Raw genomic sequence first — 18288 nt, 5'->3', positions numbered from 1 at the left:
ACGCACCCGAGGAGGCGGCATGGCCGAGGAGATGAAGACCTACCGGGAGGGCGACCGGTTCCCCGGTCGGATCGGACGGACCTACAAGGAGTCCGAGCCGGCGTTCCCGATGCCGCCGACAGCGCCGCCCGGCGCGCCCAACGTGCTGTACGTGATCATCGACGACATCGGCTTCGGCTGGACCGAGCCGTTCGGCGGTCTCATCCGCACCCCCAACATCCAGCGACTGGCCGACAACGGCCTGCGCTACACGAACTTCACCACCACCGCGCTGTGCTCGCCCACCCGCTCCTGCCTGATCACCGGCCGCAACCACCACTCGGTCGGGATGGCGAACATCACCGAGCTGGCCACCGGCTACCCCGGCTACAACGCCCGTCAGCCGCAGAGCATGGCCGGCCTGCCGGCGATGCTCCACCAGCACGGCTACACCAGCTTCTGTGTCGGCAAGTGGCACAACACCCCGGCGGAGGAGACCGCGATCTCCGGGCCCTACGACCGCTGGCCGACCGGCCCGGTGTTCGGGTTCGACCGTTTCTACGGTTTCCTCGGCGGCGACAGCGACCAGTGGTACCCCAAGCTGTTCGTCGACCGCGAGGCGATCGACCAGCCGAAGCTGCCTAGCGAGGGCTACCACCTGTCCGAGGACCTGGTCGACCGCACGACCAGCTGGCTGGCCCAGCACCGCTCGGTCTCGCCGGACAAACCGTGGCTGACCTGGCTTGCCTTCGGCGCCTGCCACGCCCCGCACCACGTCGCTCCACAGTGGAGCGAGAAGTACCGGGGCAGGTTCGACCTTGGCTGGGACGCCTACCGCGAGCAGGTCCTGGAGCGGCAGAAGGAGATGGGCATCCTGCCCCAGCACACGAAGCTCGCGCCGATGCTGGAGGGCGTGCAGCGCTGGGACGAGCTCTCGGCCGACGAGAAAACCGTCTTCACCCGCATGGCCGAGGTGTACGCGGGGTTCATGGAGCACACCGACGCGCAGATCGGCCGGCTGATCGACTTCCTGGAGCGGACCGAACAGCTGGACAACACGCTGATCTTCCTGTTCGTCGGTGACAACGGCTCCTCCGGCGAGGGCACGCTCACCGGGCTGTTCAACGAGCAGTCGGTGGCCAACATGATCCCGGAGACCGTCGCGCAGAACCTCGCACGGCTCGACCAGCTCGGCCAGCCCGGGTCCTACAACCACTACCCGGTCGGCTGGGCGGTCGCCGGCAACACGCCCTTCCAGCTGTGCAAGCAGTACGTCCACTTCGGTGGGGTGCGCAACCCGCTGGTGGTGCACTGGCCGGCCGGGATCGCCGCCCACGGCGGGCTGCGCCATCAGTACCACCACGTGACCGACATCGTGCCGACCGTGCTGGAGGCGATCGGCGTCGACGCGCCCCGGTTCGTCAACACCGTGCAGCAGGCGCCGATCGAGGGCGTGTCGATGCGCTACTCGTTCGACGCCCCGGACGCGCCGACCACCCACACCACCCAGTATTTCGAGATGCTCGGCAACCGGGGGCTGGTCCGGGACAACTGGAAGATCGTCACCTACCACGGCCGCAAGCCGTGGGAGAACCGTGCCGCGTGGAGCTTCGACGAGGACCACTGGGAGCTCTACGACCTGGACGCCGACCCGTCGGAGAGCAACGACCTGATGCACGGCCGGGACACCTCCGACCTCAACGACCCGATGGTCAAGAAGCTCATCGACCTCGCCGGGCTGTGGTGGGCCGAGGCCGGCCGCCACCAGGTGCTGCCGCTGGACGACCGGATGATGGAACGCGCGCTGGGCCGCGAGGGCCTCTACGCCGGGCGCGACCGGATGACCTTCTACCCGGGCGCGGTGCGCATCCAGGAGTTCGCCGGGCCGAACACCAAGAACCGGTCGTGGTCGATGACCGCTCGGATCGAGGTCCCGGACGGCGGCGCGCACGGCCCGATCGTCGCCATGGGTGGCGACAGCGCGGGATTCTCCTTGTATCTCAAGCATTCGGTGCCGACGTTCTGCTACAACCTGCCGGGCCCGGTCTACACCTACCTGCGGGCCGACAAGCCCCTGGAGCCCGGCGAGCACACCCTGCGCTACGAGTTCGAGAAGACCGGCACCGAGCCGTTCGGCGCCGGCGGCAACGCCCGGCTGTTCGTCGACGACACCGAGGTCGCGCACGGCGCGATCGCGCGCACCGTCGGTATCGGCTACTCGATGGACGAGACGTTCGACATCGGCTGGGACAAGGGCTCGCCGGTGTCCGAGGAGTACGGTCCGATCAGCCAGTTCACCGGGCAGGTGATCCGGGTCGACTTCGACCTCAAGCCCGACTTCCACCCCACCCCGCGACAGCGCGAGGAGCACCACGGCGCACGCTTCACCCACGCGATGCTGCGCCAGTGACCAGGCCCCGGCACACGCCCGGCACCGTCTCGCCCCGACCGTCCCCTCGGCGGCGCGGGGCGGTCGGCGCGGCCACCGGCGGGGTGCCCCGGTCCGGGTTGCCGCGCGGGCTGGTCGTGCTGCTCGGCACGTCGGCGGCGGTGGTCACCGGCGCCGGGATCAAGGCGATGTCCTGGCTCGTCGGCCCGGTGTTCCTGGCGCTGATCATCGTCATCGCCGTCAGCCCGGTACGGACCTGGTTGCGGCGCAAGGGAATGCCGGCCTGGCTGGCGACCACGGCGTTGGTGCTGGCGGTCTTCGGCGTGATGCTGGTGATGGTGCTGGTGCTCGTCGTGTCGGTCGCGCAGTTGGCCGGTGAACTGCCCAACTACGCCGCGCGCGCCGACGACCTGATCGCCGGCGCGACCGCGTGGCTCGCGGACCTGGGCATCGACGGCGACGAACTGCACCAGATCACCCAGTCGCTTGACCTGGGCAAGCTGGCCGGCGTGGCCGGCTCGGTGCTCGCCAGCGTCGGCGGGCTGGTGTCCAACATCGTGTTCGTGCTCTCGCTGCTGCTGTTCCTGAGCATCGAGGCCTCCGCCGCGCCGGCCAGGCTGGCCGAGATCGCCCAGGACCGGCCGGCGGTCGCCGTGGCGCTGGCCGACTTCGCCCGGGGCACCCGCCGGTACCTGGTGGTCACCACCGTCTTCGGGCTGCTGGTGGCGGTGCTGGACACGGTGGCGCTGATGCTGCTGGGCATCCCGCTGGCGCTGGTGTGGGGTCTGCTGGCGTTCATCACCAACTACGTGCCCAACATCGGGTTCGTTCTCGGGCTGGTCCCGCCGGCGCTGCTGGCGCTGCTCGACGGCGGCTGGCAGCCGATGGTCCTGGTGATCGTGATCTACTGCGTGCTCAACTTCGTGTGCCAGTCGCTGATCCAGCCACGATACGTCGGCGGCGCGGTGGGCCTGTCGACCACAGTGGCGTTCCTGGCGCTGCTGTTCTGGGCGTGGATGCTCGGGGCGCTGGGCGCGATCCTGGCGATCCCGCTCACCCTGCTGGCCAAGGCACTGCTGATCGACATCGACCCGAGGGCGCGCTGGGCCGGTGCGCTGCTCGGCGCGCGCGGCGGCGGCTGAGTCAGCCCTCCAGGTCCGGGCCCCGGCGCATCGACACGACCTCGATGCCCAGGTTCTGGAACAGCGCCAGCATCCCGTGCAGGTGCGAGTCGTCGACCATGGTGCCGGAGATGATCGTCTCCGGCGGCGCCGGTTCGACCGACACCTCACAGAACTCGTCGACCGCGTGCCGGGCCCGGTCCGAGAGCCGACCGGTCACGCGGAACTCGTAGTAACGCTGCGACATGGGGACTCTCCATCACTCGACCAGGCGGTTGCGCCGGATCCGACGATGCCCCGCGCGCCGCTCGCGCGCGTCGCCTGGTGGGGGTGAGGTTCGGCGGGTCAGGGCCGGGGATCGGGTTCGCAGGGCGCCGCCGTCGCGGCGCGTTCGGAGGCCGACACCGGCGGCGGACCGCCGGGACGCGGCGGTGGCGGGCAGGCCGGGTCCGGCTCCTCGCCGCCGGTGGTGAGCAGGAGGATCGCGGTCACCACGGCGACGACGAGCACCCCCAGCCCGGCCAGCCCCCACGTCCTGGACGCCCGCCGCGCCGACGCCGGCCGGCTCACCGGCACGATCCGCGAACGCGCGGTGAACGCCCCGGCCGGTTCGGTGGTGAACCTGTCCTCGTCGGCCAGGAACCGGCGGTAGGTGGCCAGCCCGGCGGCCAGCACGTGCGCCAGGTCCGCCTGGTCGACGGCCACCGTCCGCGCCCCGACGCACACCCAGCCGGCGAACAGCCGCAGCGGGCGACCGTGCTCGTCGGTGGCATCCCCGCCGAGTTCGGTGTCGGTCACCCGGTGTTCGGTCCACACCAGGTGCAGGCCGCCTGGCGCGTCGGCCTGGTGGTGGCCCCGGCCCTCGGGCACCGGGCCGACGACGTCCTCGATCACCCCCGGGGTGGTGAGGGCGGCGGGCGCGAGCAGCACGGTGTGCCCCCGGCGGCGGCCACGGGCGACCAGGAACGGCCAGGCGTCCATCAGTGGCCCCCGTCGAGCCGGGCGTTGGGCAGCCGGGCGTCGAGGACGGCCAGCTGGTGGCGCAGCGCCTCCAGCACCGCGCGCCGGGACTGGATGACGCCCTCGGCGTACTGGTCGGCGGCCGAGAGCCGTTCCCGCAGCGGTGGGTTGCGCTGGGTCTCCTCGGCGGCGGCCACCTCGACGAGCAGGCTCAGGCCGGTCAGCGACACCAGGGAGCGGCCGGACTGGGCGGTCAGCCAGGTGCCGACCCGGCGCAGGGTCTCCCGGACACCGACCCGCGCGGCCTCCTTCGCCTCCCGCCGCAGGGTCTCCCGGGTCTGCTGGTCCAGGGCGGCCTCGGCCTGGCTGACCGCGTCCGGCACCACCGCGCAGAACGGCAGCTCCACGCCGTAGGGGGCGAGCTGGCCGTCGGGCCGCTTGCGGATCTTGCCGTCGGCCAGCCGGGCGAACTCCGGCCCGACGGCCGACACCGGGATGAGCCGCACGATCCGGCGGGCGGCGTGCGTGGACACCAGGTCACGGAAGCCGTCGGCGGCCAGCAGCAGGTCACGGACCTTGCCCAGGCGCACGTTCTCGTCCTGGCCGAACCCGTCGAGCAGGTCCCACTTGGTGACGACGAACGCGACCGGCGCCGGTGAGCGCAGCATGACGTTGATCATCGTGTTGAGTGAGATCTGCAGGTCGCTACGGGCCCGCCGGTCGCCCTCGTAGGCCCGCAGGACCAGCAGACCGTCGATGATGCCCAGCAGCGCGTCGGCGTTGCCGATCGCCGTGCTGACGTGTTGGCGGGTGGTCGAGCCGCTGAGGTCGGGGTCGGCGAGCAACTCGCCCGCGTACTCGAGGTAGCCGATCTCGATGCCCGGCACGACGCCGGTCGGGGCGTGGTCGTGCAGCAGGGTGAAGTCGAACGAGCGGGTCTCGCCGCGCGCGGTGCCGGCCGGCCAGTCGGACTCGGTGCCGTTCACCTGGCCGTACCAGGTGTTGATCCGGGCGACCTGGTCCTGGGGCGCGTGCACGTGGAAACCCCGGCCCGCCGAGGTGTGCAGCTTCTGGTACATGCTGGTCAGCAACATCGTCTTGCCCGCCCCGGGAAGGCCGATGGCCACCACCTCGAACCGGCGCACCGGCGCCGTGAGTTCCGGCGCGGTCTGCTGCGGCGAGGTGGGCGTGGACCGGCGGGCGCGACGAACCAGCAGGGCCACCACCAGGAGCATGACTCCCGCCACGAGCAGCACGACGAACCAGACGGCCTCTTCCTCTTCCACGATCAGTAACGTACCGAGTTCGCTGGGCCACGACGGCCGTGTTGGCTAAGGTTCCTCGGATGTCGCCCGGTGGCCGCGAGGGCAGTGTCGAGGCCGAGTTACTCACCTCCGCGCGCCGGTTCGCCGGTCCCATGCGCGGAATCGTGCTGCTGCTGGTGAGCGCGTTCGGGCTGCTCGCCGTCCCCGACGACGCGACCGGCCTCGGCTGGGCGCTGTTCACGCTGGTGGCGGTGGGTGCCGTGGTGGATGTGGCGACCGCGCTCACCGGGCGGGCCGCGCCGCTGGCGTTGGTGTTGGCGGTCGCCAGGGTGGTGGCGGTCGTCGGCTGCCAGGACCAGCTCGGCGGCGGCGAACCGAACCAGTGGGCGCTCAACGTGTTGACCGCGACGGCGATCACCGTGCAGTGGGAGTGGCCGGCGCGGCTCGCGGTGCCGGTCGCCGCCGGGCTGCTGGCCGTGGAGGTCGCCGTGGTCGACGGTGGCGCCGGGACGATCGTGGTGCGGCTGCTGGTCGAGGGGGCGTTGGCGCGCCTGGCGTTCACGGTGCTGCGGCGGTCCAGCCGCCGGGTGGACCGGCTGCGGGCGCGGCGTACCGCGCTGGCGCGGGCCGAGGCCGTGGCGCTGGCCAGGCACCGCAGGGAACGGGAGTACCTCGCGCTGCTGCACGACACGGCGTCCTCGACGTTCCTGCTGGTGGCGGTGCACGGCCGGGACACCGATCCCGAGCAGATCGCCGGCTACGCGCGACGCGACCTGGCCGTGCTGACCGGAACCGCCGGCGGGCACACCACACAGGACAGTCCGGTGAGCCTGGCCGGTGCGGTCCGTGCGGTCGCCGCCAGGGGCCCGCTGACCGTCAACGTGGTGGCGCACAACGAATCCACGGTGCCCGCGTCGGTGGCGCTGGCGATGGTCCGGGCGGTGCGGGAGGCGCTGGCCAACGTCGAGCGGCACGCCGGGGTGGACGCCGCGACGGTGCGGGTGGAGACCGGCGACGGGCGCGCGGTGGTGCTGGTCGGCGACGCGGGCGCGGGGTTCTCGCCGGACGCGGTCCCAACCAGTCGGCGGGGGCTGCGCGGGTCGGTGGTGGAACGACTGGCCGCCGTCGGCGGGCAGGCCACCGTCGTGTCCTCGCCCGGGGCGGGAACGACCGTGCGGCTGGTGTGGCCCCGTGGCTGAGCGCCCGGCCGGCCCCGTGCCGGCGACCATGCGGGTCGTGCTGCTCGGGGTGGCGGTGGCCGTGCAGTTCGGCCTGTGCCTGTCCCAACTGGTCGGCCAGGAGTACCGGGCGCGGTGGGTGGCGGTGGTCGCGTTCGTCGCGCTGGCCGTGGTCAGCGCGGCGTGCGCCGGCTGGGTGTCGCGGCGTACGGAGCCGCCGGTGTGGGTGGTGGCCGGCGGCACGGTGGTGGTGCTGGCGGCCGCGTTCGCCGCCACGGCGCTGGCCGGGCCGGCCGGGCCGGTGCCGGACTGGTCGTTCGGCCTGGTCGGCTGGCACCTGCTGGTGCTGCTGCTGGACCGGGTCGGCCCGCTGCTGGTCGCGTTCGGCTGGCACGTCGCGGTGAGCGTGGTCTGGTTCCCGGTCGCCGGGTCGCCGGACCGGGAGCGGATCGCCGAGGCGGGCACGGTCGCGCTGGGCACGCTGAGCGTGCAGCTGGCGGTGGCGCTGATCGCGCGGATGCTGCACCGGCGCACCGCCCAGGCGATGGCGGTGGCCGCCGAACGGGACCGGCTGGCGACCAGGGTGCTGGCCGTCGAGCAGGCCGAGCGCGGCCAGCGGGACGTGTTCGCCGGCCAGTTGGGCACCACCCTGCCGTTGCTGGCCGACCTGGCCGACGGGGTGCTCGACCCGCGCGGCGAGCCGGCCCGGCGGCGCTGCGCGCTGGCCGCGACCCAGCTGCGCCGGCTGTTCGCGGAGAACGACGAGGTGCCGGATCCGTTGGTGCACGAGGTTTCCGCGTGTCTGGACGTGGCCGAGCGGCGCGGGGTGGACGTCTCGCTCGCGGTCAGCGGCGCGGCCGTCGCGGTGCCGGCGCCCGTGCGCCGCGAACTGACCGCCCCGGTCGCGGTGACGCTGTCCCACGCGCGCACCAGGGCCAGGGTCAGCGTGCTGCGCACGGCGACGGAGGTCCGGGTGGCCGTGGTGTCGGATGCGGTGGCCGGGCCGCAGGTCGCGTGGGCGGCGCACGGCGTCGAGGTCGAGTCCGGCACTTATGGTGAGTACCAACGAACGGAGGCCCGATGGTCACCGCCGTCGTGATCGACGACCATCCGGCGATCCAGGCCGGGGTGGCGCACTGGCTGTCCTGCGGCGACCCGCCGATCCAGGTGTGCGCCGCCGGGACGGACGTGCGGGCCGCGTGGCTGGGCCCCGGCGCCACCGCCGACGTGGTCATCCTCGACCTGCACCTGGGCGGTCCGGCGCCGGCCCTGGGTGAGCTGCGCCGGCTGGTGCGGGCCGGCCGGCGGGTGGTGGTCTACTCGATGCGCGCCGACGACGACATCGCCCTGCGCTGTCTGGAGCTGGGCGCGCTGAGCTACCTGACGAAGGCCGAGGGCGCCGAACACCTGCTGGAGGCCACGGTCACCGCGGCGGCCGGCCAGCCCTACACCCCGCCCGCGCTGGCCGGGGCGCTGGCCGGCGACCGCTCCGCGCACCGGCCGGTGCTCTCCGCGCGGGAGACCGAGGTGCTCGTCGAGTGGTTCCAGTCGGAGTCCAAGGACTACGTCGCCCGCCGGTTGGGGATCTCGCTGAGCACGGTCAACACCCACCTCGAACACATCCGGGTCAAGTACGCGATGCGCGGCCGCGAGGCACCGACCAAGGCCGCGTTGGTCGCCCGCGCCATCCAGGACGGCCTGGTGGAGCTCGACGACCTGTGACTGGCCCGAATGGCCGTCGGTCGAACGCACGATGCCCGGTTCCCGCGCGGTCCCTAGGTTCGAGCGCACAGCACCTCGACACCCGGGAGTCGGTCAATGGACGGAATCACCAGGCGAACGTTGTTGCGGGGCACGGCGGTGGCCGGGGCGGTGGCGGCCACCGGGGTCGGGATCGGCGCGGGTGAGGCCCTGGCCGCCGTTCCCGGCTTCTACAACCCCTTCAGCGGCTACCCGATCACCGGGACCTGGCAGGAGCACCTCGACCGGGGATCGGCGGGCGGCATCGACTTCGGGATGGGCGTCGGCACCCGGCTGCCGGCCTGCGGCGGCGGTGTGGTCACCAACATCCCCTACAACGGCACCGGTGGGCACACCGTCACCATCGCCCACGACAACGGCTACCGCACCCAGTACATGCACCTGTCGCAGTTCCTGCTGGGCAACGGAACCCGCGTGGGCATGGGCGCGGTGGTGGCGCTGTCCGGCGGGGCGGCCGGCGCGCCGGGCTCGGGCAACTCCACCGGGCCGCACCTGCACTGGCACATGATCAACCCGTCCGGCACCCGGATCAACCCGCTGACCTATCTCGGCGGCGGTGGCGGCGGCCTGCCCAAGACCACCACCGAGTCCGACGGCGTGCCCGGCCCGATCATGTGGAAGCGCACCCAGAACTGGCTGCGCATCGAGCAGGGCTACACCGGCCCGATCGACGGCGTCCCCGGCGTCAACACCTACGCCGCGTTGCAGCGGGCCATGCGGGGCTACGGCTACACCGGCCCGATCGACGGCGTGCCCGGGGTGAACACGTGGGCCGCGGTGCAGCGGCTGGCCGCCCGCTGGGGCTACACCGGGCCGATCGACGGCGTGATGGGCCCGAACTCGTGGCGCGGCTTCGCCCGGTTCGTCAACCAGGACAAGTACGACTAAGGGGCCCCCGTGCTGGCACAGACACTCGTCGCGGCGGCGATCGCCGTCGCGACACCGACCGCTGTTCCCTCCGCCGCGCTGCCACCCGACGTCGTCACCGGCATCGACGTGTCCACCTGGCAGGCCGGTATCGACTTCGCGCGGGCCCGCGCCGACGGCCACGAGTTCGTGATCGTCAAGGCCGGCGGCTCGCAACTGCGGGAGGGCCCGTACACCAGCCCGCACTACGCCACCCAGGTCACCGGGGCCAGGGCGGCCGGCCTGCGGGTCGGCCACTACTGGGTCACCGGCGACTTCTCCACGCCGGGGCAGGCGGCCGACCACCTGGTGAACAACCTGGTGGACTACCGGCGCGGTGACGTGATCGCCCTGGACAACGAGATCCTCGACGACTCGACCCGACTGTGGACCGACGCCGAGGTGGCCGCGTTCTTCACCCGCGTGCACGACCGGATCGGCGACCACGTGCCGTGGCTGTACATGAGTTCCTCCGCGCTGCGGGCCGGTTCGTGGCCGCGCACCATCGCCACCGGCGCGAAGCTGTGGGTGGCGTCCTGGGGCGCCAACAACGGCAGCTACCCCGGCGAGCCGAACCTCGGCGGGGCGTACCCGGGCTGGAGCGCGCACCAGTACACCTCCCAGGGCACGGTCGGCGGCCTGCGCGTCGACCTGAACGTCGCCAGGCCGGGCGCGTTCGACGTGGTCACCCCGGGCGAGCCGGCGAAGCTGCCCAAGACCACCACCGAGACCGACGGCGTGCCGGGGCCGGTGTTCTGGCAGCGGGCCCAGCACTGGCTGTCGCTGGAGTGGTCCTACACCGGGCCGATCGACGGTGCCCCCGGCCAGTACACGTACATGGCGCTGCAACGCGCGATGCGCGGGTACGGCTACACCGGGCCGGTCGACGGCGTTCCGGGCGTGAACACCTGGTCGGCGGTGCAGCGGCTGGGCGCCCAGTGGGGTTACACCGGGCCGGTCGACGGCGTGATGGGGCCCAACTCGTGGCGGGCGTTCGCCCGGTTCCTCAACCAGGACGTCTACGACTGAGTGGTGACCACCGTCAGGACCACACCTCGAACGGCTCCTCGATCGGCTCGCCGGCCAGGAACGGGCCCAGCAGGGCCGGCAGCCGCCCGGGGTAGAACCTCCCGGTGCTGGCGAGGACCTCGGTCACCGGCCACCAGCGGTGGTCGAAGTAGTCCTCCAGCTCGTAGTCGGTGCGCCGGGAGGTGTCGAGGTCCGGGCCGGGGACCGGCAGCCGCAGGGTGACGATCACCTCGTCCTGCAGCCGCCGTTCCCCCCGGTGCTTGAAGGTCGCGCGGCGGCGCCAGTTCGGGGTGCCGATCCGCGCGGCCTCGGCGACGATCCCGGTCTCCTCGTGGAGTTCGCGGACAGCCGCCTGCGCGTAGGTCTCCCCCGGGTCGATCCCGCCGCCCGGAAGTTCCCACCAGGTGCCGTGCTCGGGGTACTGGAGTTGGCGGGTGTGGAACAGCAGCATCGCGTCCCGCACGTCGATGACCACGACCCGCACCGCCGTGCGTTCCACCACCGGCAGGTCGTCGGGCATCCGTTCCGTCACGACCCCCGACCCTACGCGTACACCGGGTCGGGGTGGGCGAAGTCCGCCCGCATCATCCGCCCGACCTTGCCCCGGTCGCGCACCATGGTCATCAGCGGGGCGGTGAGCGGGAACCGGCTGAGCCGCACGATGATCCGGCGCAGCAGGATCTGGCCGCGGTGTGGCGGCACGAACAGGTTGCGCATCTGCTGGCCGTTGTGCTGGAGGAACTCGATGTGCGGGCGCAGCCGCCGCTCCCAGCCGGCCAGGGCCGCCGGCAGGTCGCGGGGGTGGCGGGCCAGCATGGTGCCCAACAGGTCGGCGCCGGCCATGCCCGACGAGGCGCCCATGCCGGAGTAGAGCGTCACGCACCAGGCGGCGTCGCCGACGAGCACGACCCGGCCGCGCTGCCAGCTGTCCAGGTGCACCTGCTCGACCGAGTCGAACAGCACGTTGTCGGCCGAGCCGAGCGCGTCCAGCGCCGCCCCCAGCGCCGCGCCGGTGGGCTCCGGCCCGAAGACCTCCCGCAGTCTTTGCTCCAGCGGGCGGGTGAACTCGGCGTCCACGTCGTCGGTGCGGTAGTTCAGCAACACCGTCGGTGGGTTGTCGCGGAACGGGAACACCCACATCGACCGGCCGGGTTCGAGCATGATGACGCCGTCGTCGCCGCGGTGGCCGGGCAGCGGGCCGGGCAGTTGGAAGGCGACGGCCATGTGGTCGAGGCGGCGCAGGTGCCGTTCGTGCGGGCCGAACACCAGCCGCCGCACCGTGGAGCGCAGCCCGTCGGCGCCGACGACCAGGTCGAACCGTTCGGTGACCGTGTCGCCGGCGCCGTCGGTGAGCGTGACGTCCACCCCGTCGGCGTCCTGGGCGATGGCGGTCGGTTCGGTGCCGTAGCGGATCTCCACGTCGTCGGGCAGCGCGGTGTAGGCGGCCTGTTCCAGGTCACCGCGGCGCATGAGCCACGGCGGGCCGGGGAAGTCCTGGAAGCTGAGGGCGGGCTTGCGCCGCCCGGCCCGGTCGACGTCGAAGGACACGCCGCCCGCGTTCTTGTTCTCCAGCCGGTCGAGGATCCCGAGTCGTCTGGCCGAGGCCAGCCCGGGGCCGAACATCGCGATGAAGTACCCGCCCGCGCGCCGGCGCGCGGCCCGCTCGACGACGACCGGCGTCCAGCCGATCTGCCGCAGCCGCAGCGCCGTGGCCATCCCGCTCACCCCGAGGCCGACCACCAGCGCGCGACCGCCGGTCGTTGTGTCTGTCGCCACCTGTCGTCTCCCACCTGTGTGCCGAAGCTCTCCGGTACACCGACGAGACAGCTCGACGGATTGTGACGTCGCGACCCCGCACGGTTCCTCTGTGGAGTGTGAGCGCGCGGGGACAGCGCGAGGACAGCGGAACGACTGCGCCGGGCGGGACCGACCGGGCACCATGTCGGGACGGTCCCCGATCAGGAAGCGCTGGTAACCAGATGAGGTCAACGTCGCGTGTGGTGGCGGCCCTGGCGGCGGTGGTGTCGCTGGTGACCGCCGGCTGCGCCACCCAGGTGTCGGGCACGGCGGTGCCGCTTGGCTCGTCGGACGGCGGCGGGGCGCCGGCCGAGCCGGTCAGGATGACCCCGGAGTACGGCCAGCCGCCGATCACGTTCGACGCCGGTGAGCAGGTCGAGAGCTTCCGGCAGCACTACCTGACCGGCCTGTACACGACGACGCTCGACCCGGTCGAGTTCATGATCGGGTTCCGGGTCCAGGAGTCCGCGCGCGACGACTCCGAGCTGCTCGACAGCAACATGGAGCTGTGGAAGGAGAAGAACGTCCAGCCCACCGAGTTCGAGGTGGACGGGGTGCCCGGCTACTGGGGCGACATGTCGTTCGACGACCCCGGTGAGGAGCCGACGACGCAGCGGTTCTACATCGCCGCCAAGGGCGCGGTCACCGTGACCCTGACGATGTCGGCCCCCACCGCCGACGGCCTGCCCGAGGACGTCCTGGACCTGGGCGACCAGGTGTTCACCAGCGTCCAGTTCGACGAGACGACGTTGACCGGCAAGGGCCCGATCGACCAGGCGCCGCCGGTGGTGCCGTTCAGCCTGGAGGTGCCGGCGGAGCTGGGTGAGGAGCTCACGTTCGAGTTCGCCACCGTCTACTGGTCGGACTACGTCGTGGCGGGCAGGACGATCGAGGTCTACGTCTCCGACAACACCGAGGCGGCGAAGTCCTACGCGGACCGCAAGAAGGAACTGGAGGGCACCGCGGCCAGGGTCTTCGACCTCAAGGACGACCGGAACACCGTCGACAACCTCGGCCCCCAGATCGACGAGGGCCTGGGCACCGTCCCCCGCCACAACGGCGTGATGGTCCTGATGTACTTCATGTTCCGCAAGGGCAACCTGCTGGTCCACGTCCGCTGCGACGGCGACAAGCGGGAACTGACCAAGCCGGTCCAGGACACCGTCACCAAGATCCTGACCACCACCGTCTTCACCTGAGGCGCGTGCCGTCGAGCGCGGCGGCGAGCCGGTGCACGGCGGTCACATGCTCGGGGCCCAGCGCCGTGGCCAGGGCGCCGCCGCCGGCCAGCGGGGTCAGTGACCACCCGTCGCCCGCGGCGGGGCCCGGCGGGGTCCGGTCGTCGACGACGATCTCGGTGGCCAGGACCTTGTTGCCGACCAGGTAGCCGGGGCTGGCCAGGAGTCTGCGGTCGGTGAGGTCGAGGGTCTGGCGCAGCAGGGGGCGTCCGGCGCGCGTGAGGTAGGTGCCGGTGGTGAGCCGGCCGGGCGGTTCGGCGTGCCGGCCGAGGATGAGGATCTCGCGCTGGCGGAACTCACCGCCGGCGGCGATGTCGGCGCGGAGTTCGGTGTGGTGGTCCGCGCCCGCGCAGACGATCGTCTCGTCGGGCAGGTACTCGAGTCGTCCGCCGGGGTCGATCCGGAGGTGGACGGTCGAGGTGCTGGGTTCACCGTGGGGCCCCGGCAGGGCGAGGGTGGCGCCGGTGCCGATGAGCCGCAGGTGTGCGCCCGCCCCGACCCGGACCCGCAGGCGCAGGTGGTCACCGCCGAGCGGGCCGGCGGCCGAGGCGACCGTGCGGACGGTCACGCCGCCGTCGCGGCTGGGCACCGCCGACCGGCGCGGGATGAGCCGGGTCGGCGGTTCGGAGCGCAGCTCCCGGATGGTCGTGGTGCCGTCGGCGAGTCGTTCGACCTCCAGGATCGCCTCGGATCGCACGGGTCAGACGCCGAGAGGGACGGCGAGTTGCTGACGCACCCAGCCGGCGACGTCCGGGGCGTCGGGGGTGCGGGTGAGCGACTGGGTGGTGACCGGCCGGTCCCCGCGCATGCGGTGGGCGTCGGCGACCATGACGGTCATGTCGGCGCCCACGTGCTCGGCCAGGTCCACCTTGTTGATCACGAGCAGGTCGGCCGTGGTGACCCCCGGGCCGCCCTTGCGGGGCACCTTGTCGCCGCCGGCGACGTCGACGACGAAGATCTGCCGGTCGGCCAGACCCCGGCTGAAGACGGCGGTGAGGTTGTCGCCACCACTCTCGATGATGATCAGTTCGAGGTCGGGGTGGCGTTCCTGGAGGCGTTCGGCGGCGTCGAGGTTGGCGGTGATGTCGTCGCGGATGGCGGTGTGCGGGCAGGCGCCGGTCTGGACGGCCTCGACGCGGTCGGGGTCCAGGACACCGGCGGCGCGGAGGAAGTCGGCGTCCTCGGTCGTGTAGATGTCGTTGGTGACCACGGCCAGGTTCACGTCGGGGCCCAGCGCGCGGCACAGGGCGGCGGTCAGCGCGGTTTTGCCGCTCCCGACCGGCCCGCCGATGCCGAGCCGGAACGGCCGCCCGGGCAGGGGCGTTGGTTCGTGGCGGTCGTGGTCGGTGACCGTCGGGTCGAACGAGACCGGGTGACGGTGGCCGTGCGGGTGGTGGCCGTCAGGAGGCAAAGAGACGCACCTCTTCTCGGTGATGGTGGTGGTGTGCTTCGGCGAGCAGGTCCAGCGCCGGTGACCCGGGCGCCGGGAGGTCCCCCGGGGGGAGGTGGGCGAGCGCGGCGGCGGTGTCGGCGAGGCGGTCGAGTTCCCCGGACAGGTCGACCAGCACGGCGTTGGCCGCGAACGGGTCGAGTCCGAGCAGGCGGACGGCCGCCGACGACGGGCCGCTGACCGACTGGTAGCCGGCGACCAGCGCCGCCGCCCACGGCTCGGTGCCCGCGGCGGCGGCCAGCACCCCGAGCACGAGCGGGTGGTGCGGCCGGCCGGTGACGGCGACCAGGGTGTCCAGCGCCGGCGATGGCCAGGCGGCCCGACCGGCGCGGACCAGGCCCCGGCCCTGCGCGCGGGACGCCTCGCGCTGGGCCGGCGACGGGGTGCGGGCGTCGAGTTCGGCGTCGAGCACCAGCCAGTCGACCTCGCCGTTGGCGGCGGCGTGCGTGGCGGCGGCGGCGAACACCGCCGAGGTGAACCCCGCCGAACGCAGCCGCCCGTAGAGGAACTCGCGCAGGTCCTCGACGGTGGTGACCAGACCGCTGGCGGCGGCCTGCTCGACGCCGCCGGAGTGCACGTGGCCGCCGTTGGGCAGGCGGGCGTCGGCGAGCGCGAGGACGGCGAGCCCGTTGCGGATGGTGGGCATCAGAACAGGTGGTACCGCTGGGCCATCGGCACGGCCTTGACCGGGTTCTCGACGACGCGTTCCCCGTCGACGGTGACGGCGAAGGTGTCCGGGTTGACCTCGATCAGCGGTGTCGCGCAGTTCTCCTTCATGTGTTCCTTGGCGACGTCACGGGTGCTCCCGATCGGCACCAGGTCGGCGGTGACCCCCAGGTCCCGCAGCGCGGCGACGTCCGCGCCGGGGGCGACGAAGAACGCGCTGCTGGCCGAGGCGGCGCGCGGCTGGGCGGCGAACATCGGCCGGCCGAGGTAGGGCTGTGGGGTGGGGATGGCCGCGTTCGCGTCGCCCATCGCGGCCCAGGCGGCGAACCCGGCCTTGAGCACGACGTGCGGTCGCACGCCGAAGAACTTCGGGTCCCACAGCACGAGGTCGGCCATCTTCCCGACCTCCACGGACCCGACGTGGGCGTCGATGCCGTGCGCGATGGCCGGGTTGATCGTGTACTTGGCGACGTAGCGGCGGGCCCGCACGTTGTCCGCCGGTCCCTGGTTCTCCTCGTGGGGGCGTTTGGCCTTCATCACGTGCGCGGTCTGCCAGGTTCGCGACACGACCTCGCCGATGCGGCCCATCGCCTGCGCGTCGGAGCTCATGATGGAGATGGCGCCCATGTCCTGCAGCACGTCCTCCGCCGCGATGGTGCCGGCGCGGATCCGGCTGGCGGCGAAGGCCATGTCCTCGTCCAGCGCCTTGTTCAGGTGGTGGCAGACGATGACCATGTCCAGGTGCTCGTCGACGGTGTTGACGGTGTGCGGGCGGGTCGGGTTGGTCGAGGAGGGCAGGACGTTCGGCAGCCCGGCGACCTTGACGATGTCCGGGGCGTGCCCGCCGCCCGCGCCCTCGGCGTGGAACACCGCGATCGACCGGCCGTTGATCGCGTCGCGGGTCGACTCGTAGAACCCGGCCTCGTTGAGGGTGTCGGCGTGCAGCGCGATCTGGATCCCGGTCTCCTCGGCCACCCGCAGCGCCATGTCCAGGACGGCCGGCGTCGCGCCCCAGTCCTCGTGGATCTTCAGGCCGCCGGCCCCGGCCGTGAGCTGTTCGCGCAGCGCCCGCGGGTTGGTGGAGCACCCGTTGCCGAGGAACAGGACGTTGACCGGCAGGGTGTCCAGCGCCTGCGCCATCCGGGCGAGATTCCACGGGCCGGCGGTGACCGTGGTGGCCTTGCTGCCCTCGCCCGGTCCGGCGCCGCCGCCGATCAACGTGGTCAGCCCCGAGGCGAGTCCCAGCTGGGCGGTCTGCGGGCAGATGAAGTGCACGTGGCAGTCGACCCCACCGGCGGTCAGGATCTTCCCGTTGCCGGCGACGACCTCGGTGGACGGTCCGATGACCAGGGCGGGGTCGACCGACGGGTCGACGTCCGGGTTGCCGGCCTTGCCGATCCCGACGATGTGGCCGTCGCGGATCCCGACGTCGGCCTTCACCACACCCCAGTGGTCGAGCACGACCGCGCCGGTGATGACCACGTCCACGGTGCCGCCGCCGGCGCGGGTCCGGCTCGACAGGCCCATGGACTCGCGGATCACCTTGCCACCGCCGAAGACCGCCTCGTCGCCCGAGCCGGCGCCCTGGCTGAGGTCCGCGGTGACCTGGATGAACAGGTCGGTGTCGGCGAGCCTGATCCGGTCGCCGGTGGTCGGGCCGAACAGGTCGATGTACTTGTCGCGCGGGGTGGGCGCGGCCCCGCTCACCGGGCCGGCCCCTCACCCTTGGCGCCGTACTCGTAGGGCGTCGGATCCGCGCCCCGGTCGTCGAGCTCGCCCGCGTACTCCGGACGCAGCCCGGGCACGACCCGGTCACCGCCCATGCGCACCAGTTCGACCGGACCGTAGCGGCGCGGCTCGAACCGCTTCGCGGTCCCCGCCGGAATGTTCAGCCGAAATCCCCAGGCCGCCGCCCGGTCGAACTTCAACGCCGGATTCACCGCCGCGAAATGATAATGCGAACCCACCTGAACAGGCCGGTCGCCGGTGTTGTCCACGGTGACCTCGATCGTCTCCGCACCGGGGTTGAGCGGAATGTCTCCGCTACCCGGCAGAATTTCTCCCGGTTTCACGCGTTCACGACTCCTCGTCCTCGGACCTGGTACCCGGACTCACGGCAGGTGGATCGGGCTCTCCGCCACGACCAGCTTCGTGCCGTCCGGAAAAGTGGCCTCGACGTGCACTTCGTCGATCATCGACGGCACCCCGTCCATCACCTGCCCCACCCGGAGCACACACCGCGCGGTCTGCATCAGCGTCGCCACCGACTTCCCGTCCCGGGCACCTTCGAGGATGTGTTTGGTGATCAGCGCGATCGCCTCCGGGTGGTTCAGCAGAACACCGCGCGCCAATCTTTCCTCGGCGAGTTTCGCCGCCACATACACCAGAAGTTTGTCGCGCTCATGAGGAGCCAGATGCATGACCGCAACCCTAGGACGCCGACCTTGAACAAAGCCCTGTAGTCACTCGATCAGGTAGAAATTGTCCGCACATCGGATCGCACCAATCGCGACCGTCGGGATGTCCACCTTCGGCACTGATGAGTCGAC

19 protein-coding genes are annotated in these 18288 nt (G+C 72.3%); 8 read left to right on the top strand and 11 right to left on the bottom strand.

Annotated features, from left to right (window positions below):
- Positions 1-19 precede the first annotated feature (19 nt).
- Positions 20-2389 (top strand): arylsulfatase, encoded by a 2370-nt coding sequence (locus BLA60_RS23415; protein ID WP_211288824.1) that lies wholly within the window; start codon positions 20-22, stop codon positions 2387-2389.
- A complete protein-coding gene (locus BLA60_RS23410) occupies positions 2386-3510 on the top strand; it encodes an AI-2E family transporter (RefSeq protein ID WP_425427081.1) in 1125 nt (374 codons plus the stop codon). The genes BLA60_RS23415 and BLA60_RS23410 overlap by 4 nt, the downstream gene beginning before the upstream one ends.
- Before the next feature lies 1 nt (position 3511).
- On the opposite strand, the gene BLA60_RS23405 is transcribed toward BLA60_RS23410, so the two are convergent.
- The 3 genes from BLA60_RS23405 to BLA60_RS23395 all read right to left on the bottom strand — a co-directional run bounded on the left by BLA60_RS23405 (position 3512) and on the right by BLA60_RS23395 (position 5735).
- The gene (locus tag BLA60_RS23405; protein WP_075135113.1) at positions 3512-3736 is read right to left on the bottom strand and encodes a hypothetical protein; all 225 of its coding nucleotides are present in this window, start codon (positions 3734-3736) and stop codon (positions 3512-3514) included.
- 98 nt (positions 3737-3834) lie between these two features.
- Positions 3835-4470, bottom strand: a complete 636-nt coding sequence (locus tag BLA60_RS23400; RefSeq protein WP_075135112.1) for a hypothetical protein — start codon at positions 4468-4470, stop codon at positions 3835-3837.
- Entirely contained in the window at positions 4470-5735 is a 1266-nt protein-coding gene (locus tag BLA60_RS23395; protein ID WP_084735207.1) for a hypothetical protein, read from the bottom strand. Before BLA60_RS23395 ends, BLA60_RS23400 begins: the two co-directional genes overlap by 1 nt.
- A 59-nt stretch (positions 5736-5794) precedes the next feature.
- Between BLA60_RS23395 and BLA60_RS23390 the strand changes: the two genes are divergently transcribed.
- The 5 genes from BLA60_RS23390 (at position 5795) to BLA60_RS23370 (ending at position 10588) form a co-directional block, all read left to right on the top strand.
- The gene (locus tag BLA60_RS23390; RefSeq protein ID WP_162293000.1) at positions 5795-6913 is read left to right on the top strand and encodes a sensor histidine kinase; all 1119 of its coding nucleotides are present in this window, start codon (positions 5795-5797) and stop codon (positions 6911-6913) included.
- A complete protein-coding gene (locus BLA60_RS23385) occupies positions 6906-7991 on the top strand; it encodes a sensor histidine kinase (RefSeq protein ID WP_245812105.1) in 1086 nt (361 codons plus the stop codon). Before BLA60_RS23390 ends, BLA60_RS23385 begins: the two co-directional genes overlap by 8 nt.
- On the top strand, positions 7973-8614 hold the full coding sequence (locus BLA60_RS23380; RefSeq protein WP_075135111.1) for a response regulator: 642 nt from the start codon (positions 7973-7975) through the stop codon (positions 8612-8614). The genes BLA60_RS23385 and BLA60_RS23380 overlap by 19 nt, the downstream gene beginning before the upstream one ends.
- A gap of 96 nt (positions 8615-8710) precedes the next feature.
- Positions 8711-9541 (top strand): peptidoglycan DD-metalloendopeptidase family protein, encoded by an 831-nt coding sequence (locus BLA60_RS23375; protein ID WP_075135110.1) that lies wholly within the window; start codon positions 8711-8713, stop codon positions 9539-9541.
- Between the two features lie 9 nt (positions 9542-9550).
- On the top strand, positions 9551-10588 hold the full coding sequence (locus tag BLA60_RS23370; protein ID WP_075135109.1) for a GH25 family lysozyme: 1038 nt from the start codon (positions 9551-9553) through the stop codon (positions 10586-10588).
- A 13-nt stretch (positions 10589-10601) separates the two neighbouring features.
- On the opposite strand, the gene BLA60_RS23365 is transcribed toward BLA60_RS23370, so the two are convergent.
- A complete protein-coding gene (locus BLA60_RS23365) occupies positions 10602-11120 on the bottom strand; it encodes an NUDIX hydrolase (RefSeq protein ID WP_281257473.1) in 519 nt (172 codons plus the stop codon).
- A gap of 11 nt (positions 11121-11131) precedes the next feature.
- A complete protein-coding gene (locus BLA60_RS23360) occupies positions 11132-12364 on the bottom strand; it encodes an FAD-dependent monooxygenase (protein WP_245812104.1) in 1233 nt (410 codons plus the stop codon).
- Positions 12365-12588: 224 nt separating this feature from the next.
- Between BLA60_RS23360 and BLA60_RS44895 the strand changes: the two genes are divergently transcribed.
- On the top strand, positions 12589-13584 hold the full coding sequence (locus tag BLA60_RS44895) for a hypothetical protein (protein WP_211288822.1): 996 nt from the start codon (positions 12589-12591) through the stop codon (positions 13582-13584).
- On the opposite strand, the gene BLA60_RS23350 is transcribed toward BLA60_RS44895, so the two are convergent.
- From BLA60_RS23350 to BLA60_RS23325, 6 genes are read right to left on the bottom strand one after another with little or no spacing between them, the layout of a single operon-like run.
- Complete coding sequence (locus BLA60_RS23350) at positions 13577-14320, bottom strand: urease accessory protein UreD (protein WP_075135106.1); 744 nt, start codon at positions 14318-14320, stop codon at positions 13577-13579. The two genes, BLA60_RS44895 and BLA60_RS23350, sit on opposite strands and share 8 nt — an antisense overlap.
- 3 nt (positions 14321-14323) lie before the next feature.
- Positions 14324-15034 carry an urease accessory protein UreG gene (ureG, locus tag BLA60_RS23345; RefSeq protein ID WP_075135105.1) on the bottom strand — a complete coding sequence of 237 codons (711 nt, stop codon included), beginning with the start codon at positions 15032-15034 and terminating at the stop codon, positions 14324-14326.
- Positions 15024-15719, bottom strand: coding sequence for an urease accessory protein UreF (locus BLA60_RS23340; protein WP_075135104.1), 696 nt, complete (start codon positions 15717-15719; stop codon positions 15024-15026). Before BLA60_RS23340 ends, ureG begins: the two co-directional genes overlap by 11 nt.
- Complete coding sequence (locus tag BLA60_RS23335; protein ID WP_075135103.1) at positions 15719-17446, bottom strand: urease subunit alpha; 1728 nt, start codon at positions 17444-17446, stop codon at positions 15719-15721. Before BLA60_RS23335 ends, BLA60_RS23340 begins: the two co-directional genes overlap by 1 nt.
- Entirely contained in the window at positions 17443-17811 is a 369-nt protein-coding gene (locus tag BLA60_RS23330) for an urease subunit beta (protein WP_075135102.1), read from the bottom strand. Before BLA60_RS23330 ends, BLA60_RS23335 begins: the two co-directional genes overlap by 4 nt.
- 39 nt (positions 17812-17850) lie before the next feature.
- Entirely contained in the window at positions 17851-18159 is a 309-nt protein-coding gene (locus tag BLA60_RS23325) for an urease subunit gamma (RefSeq protein ID WP_075135101.1), read from the bottom strand.
- Between the last annotated feature and the right edge of the window lie 129 nt (positions 18160-18288).

It is taken from the genome of Actinophytocola xinjiangensis (assembly GCF_001921215.1).
Classification (GTDB): Bacteria; Actinomycetota; Actinomycetes; order Mycobacteriales; family Pseudonocardiaceae; genus Actinophytocola; species Actinophytocola xinjiangensis.
This window is presented reverse-complemented; position numbering and strand designations above follow the sequence as displayed.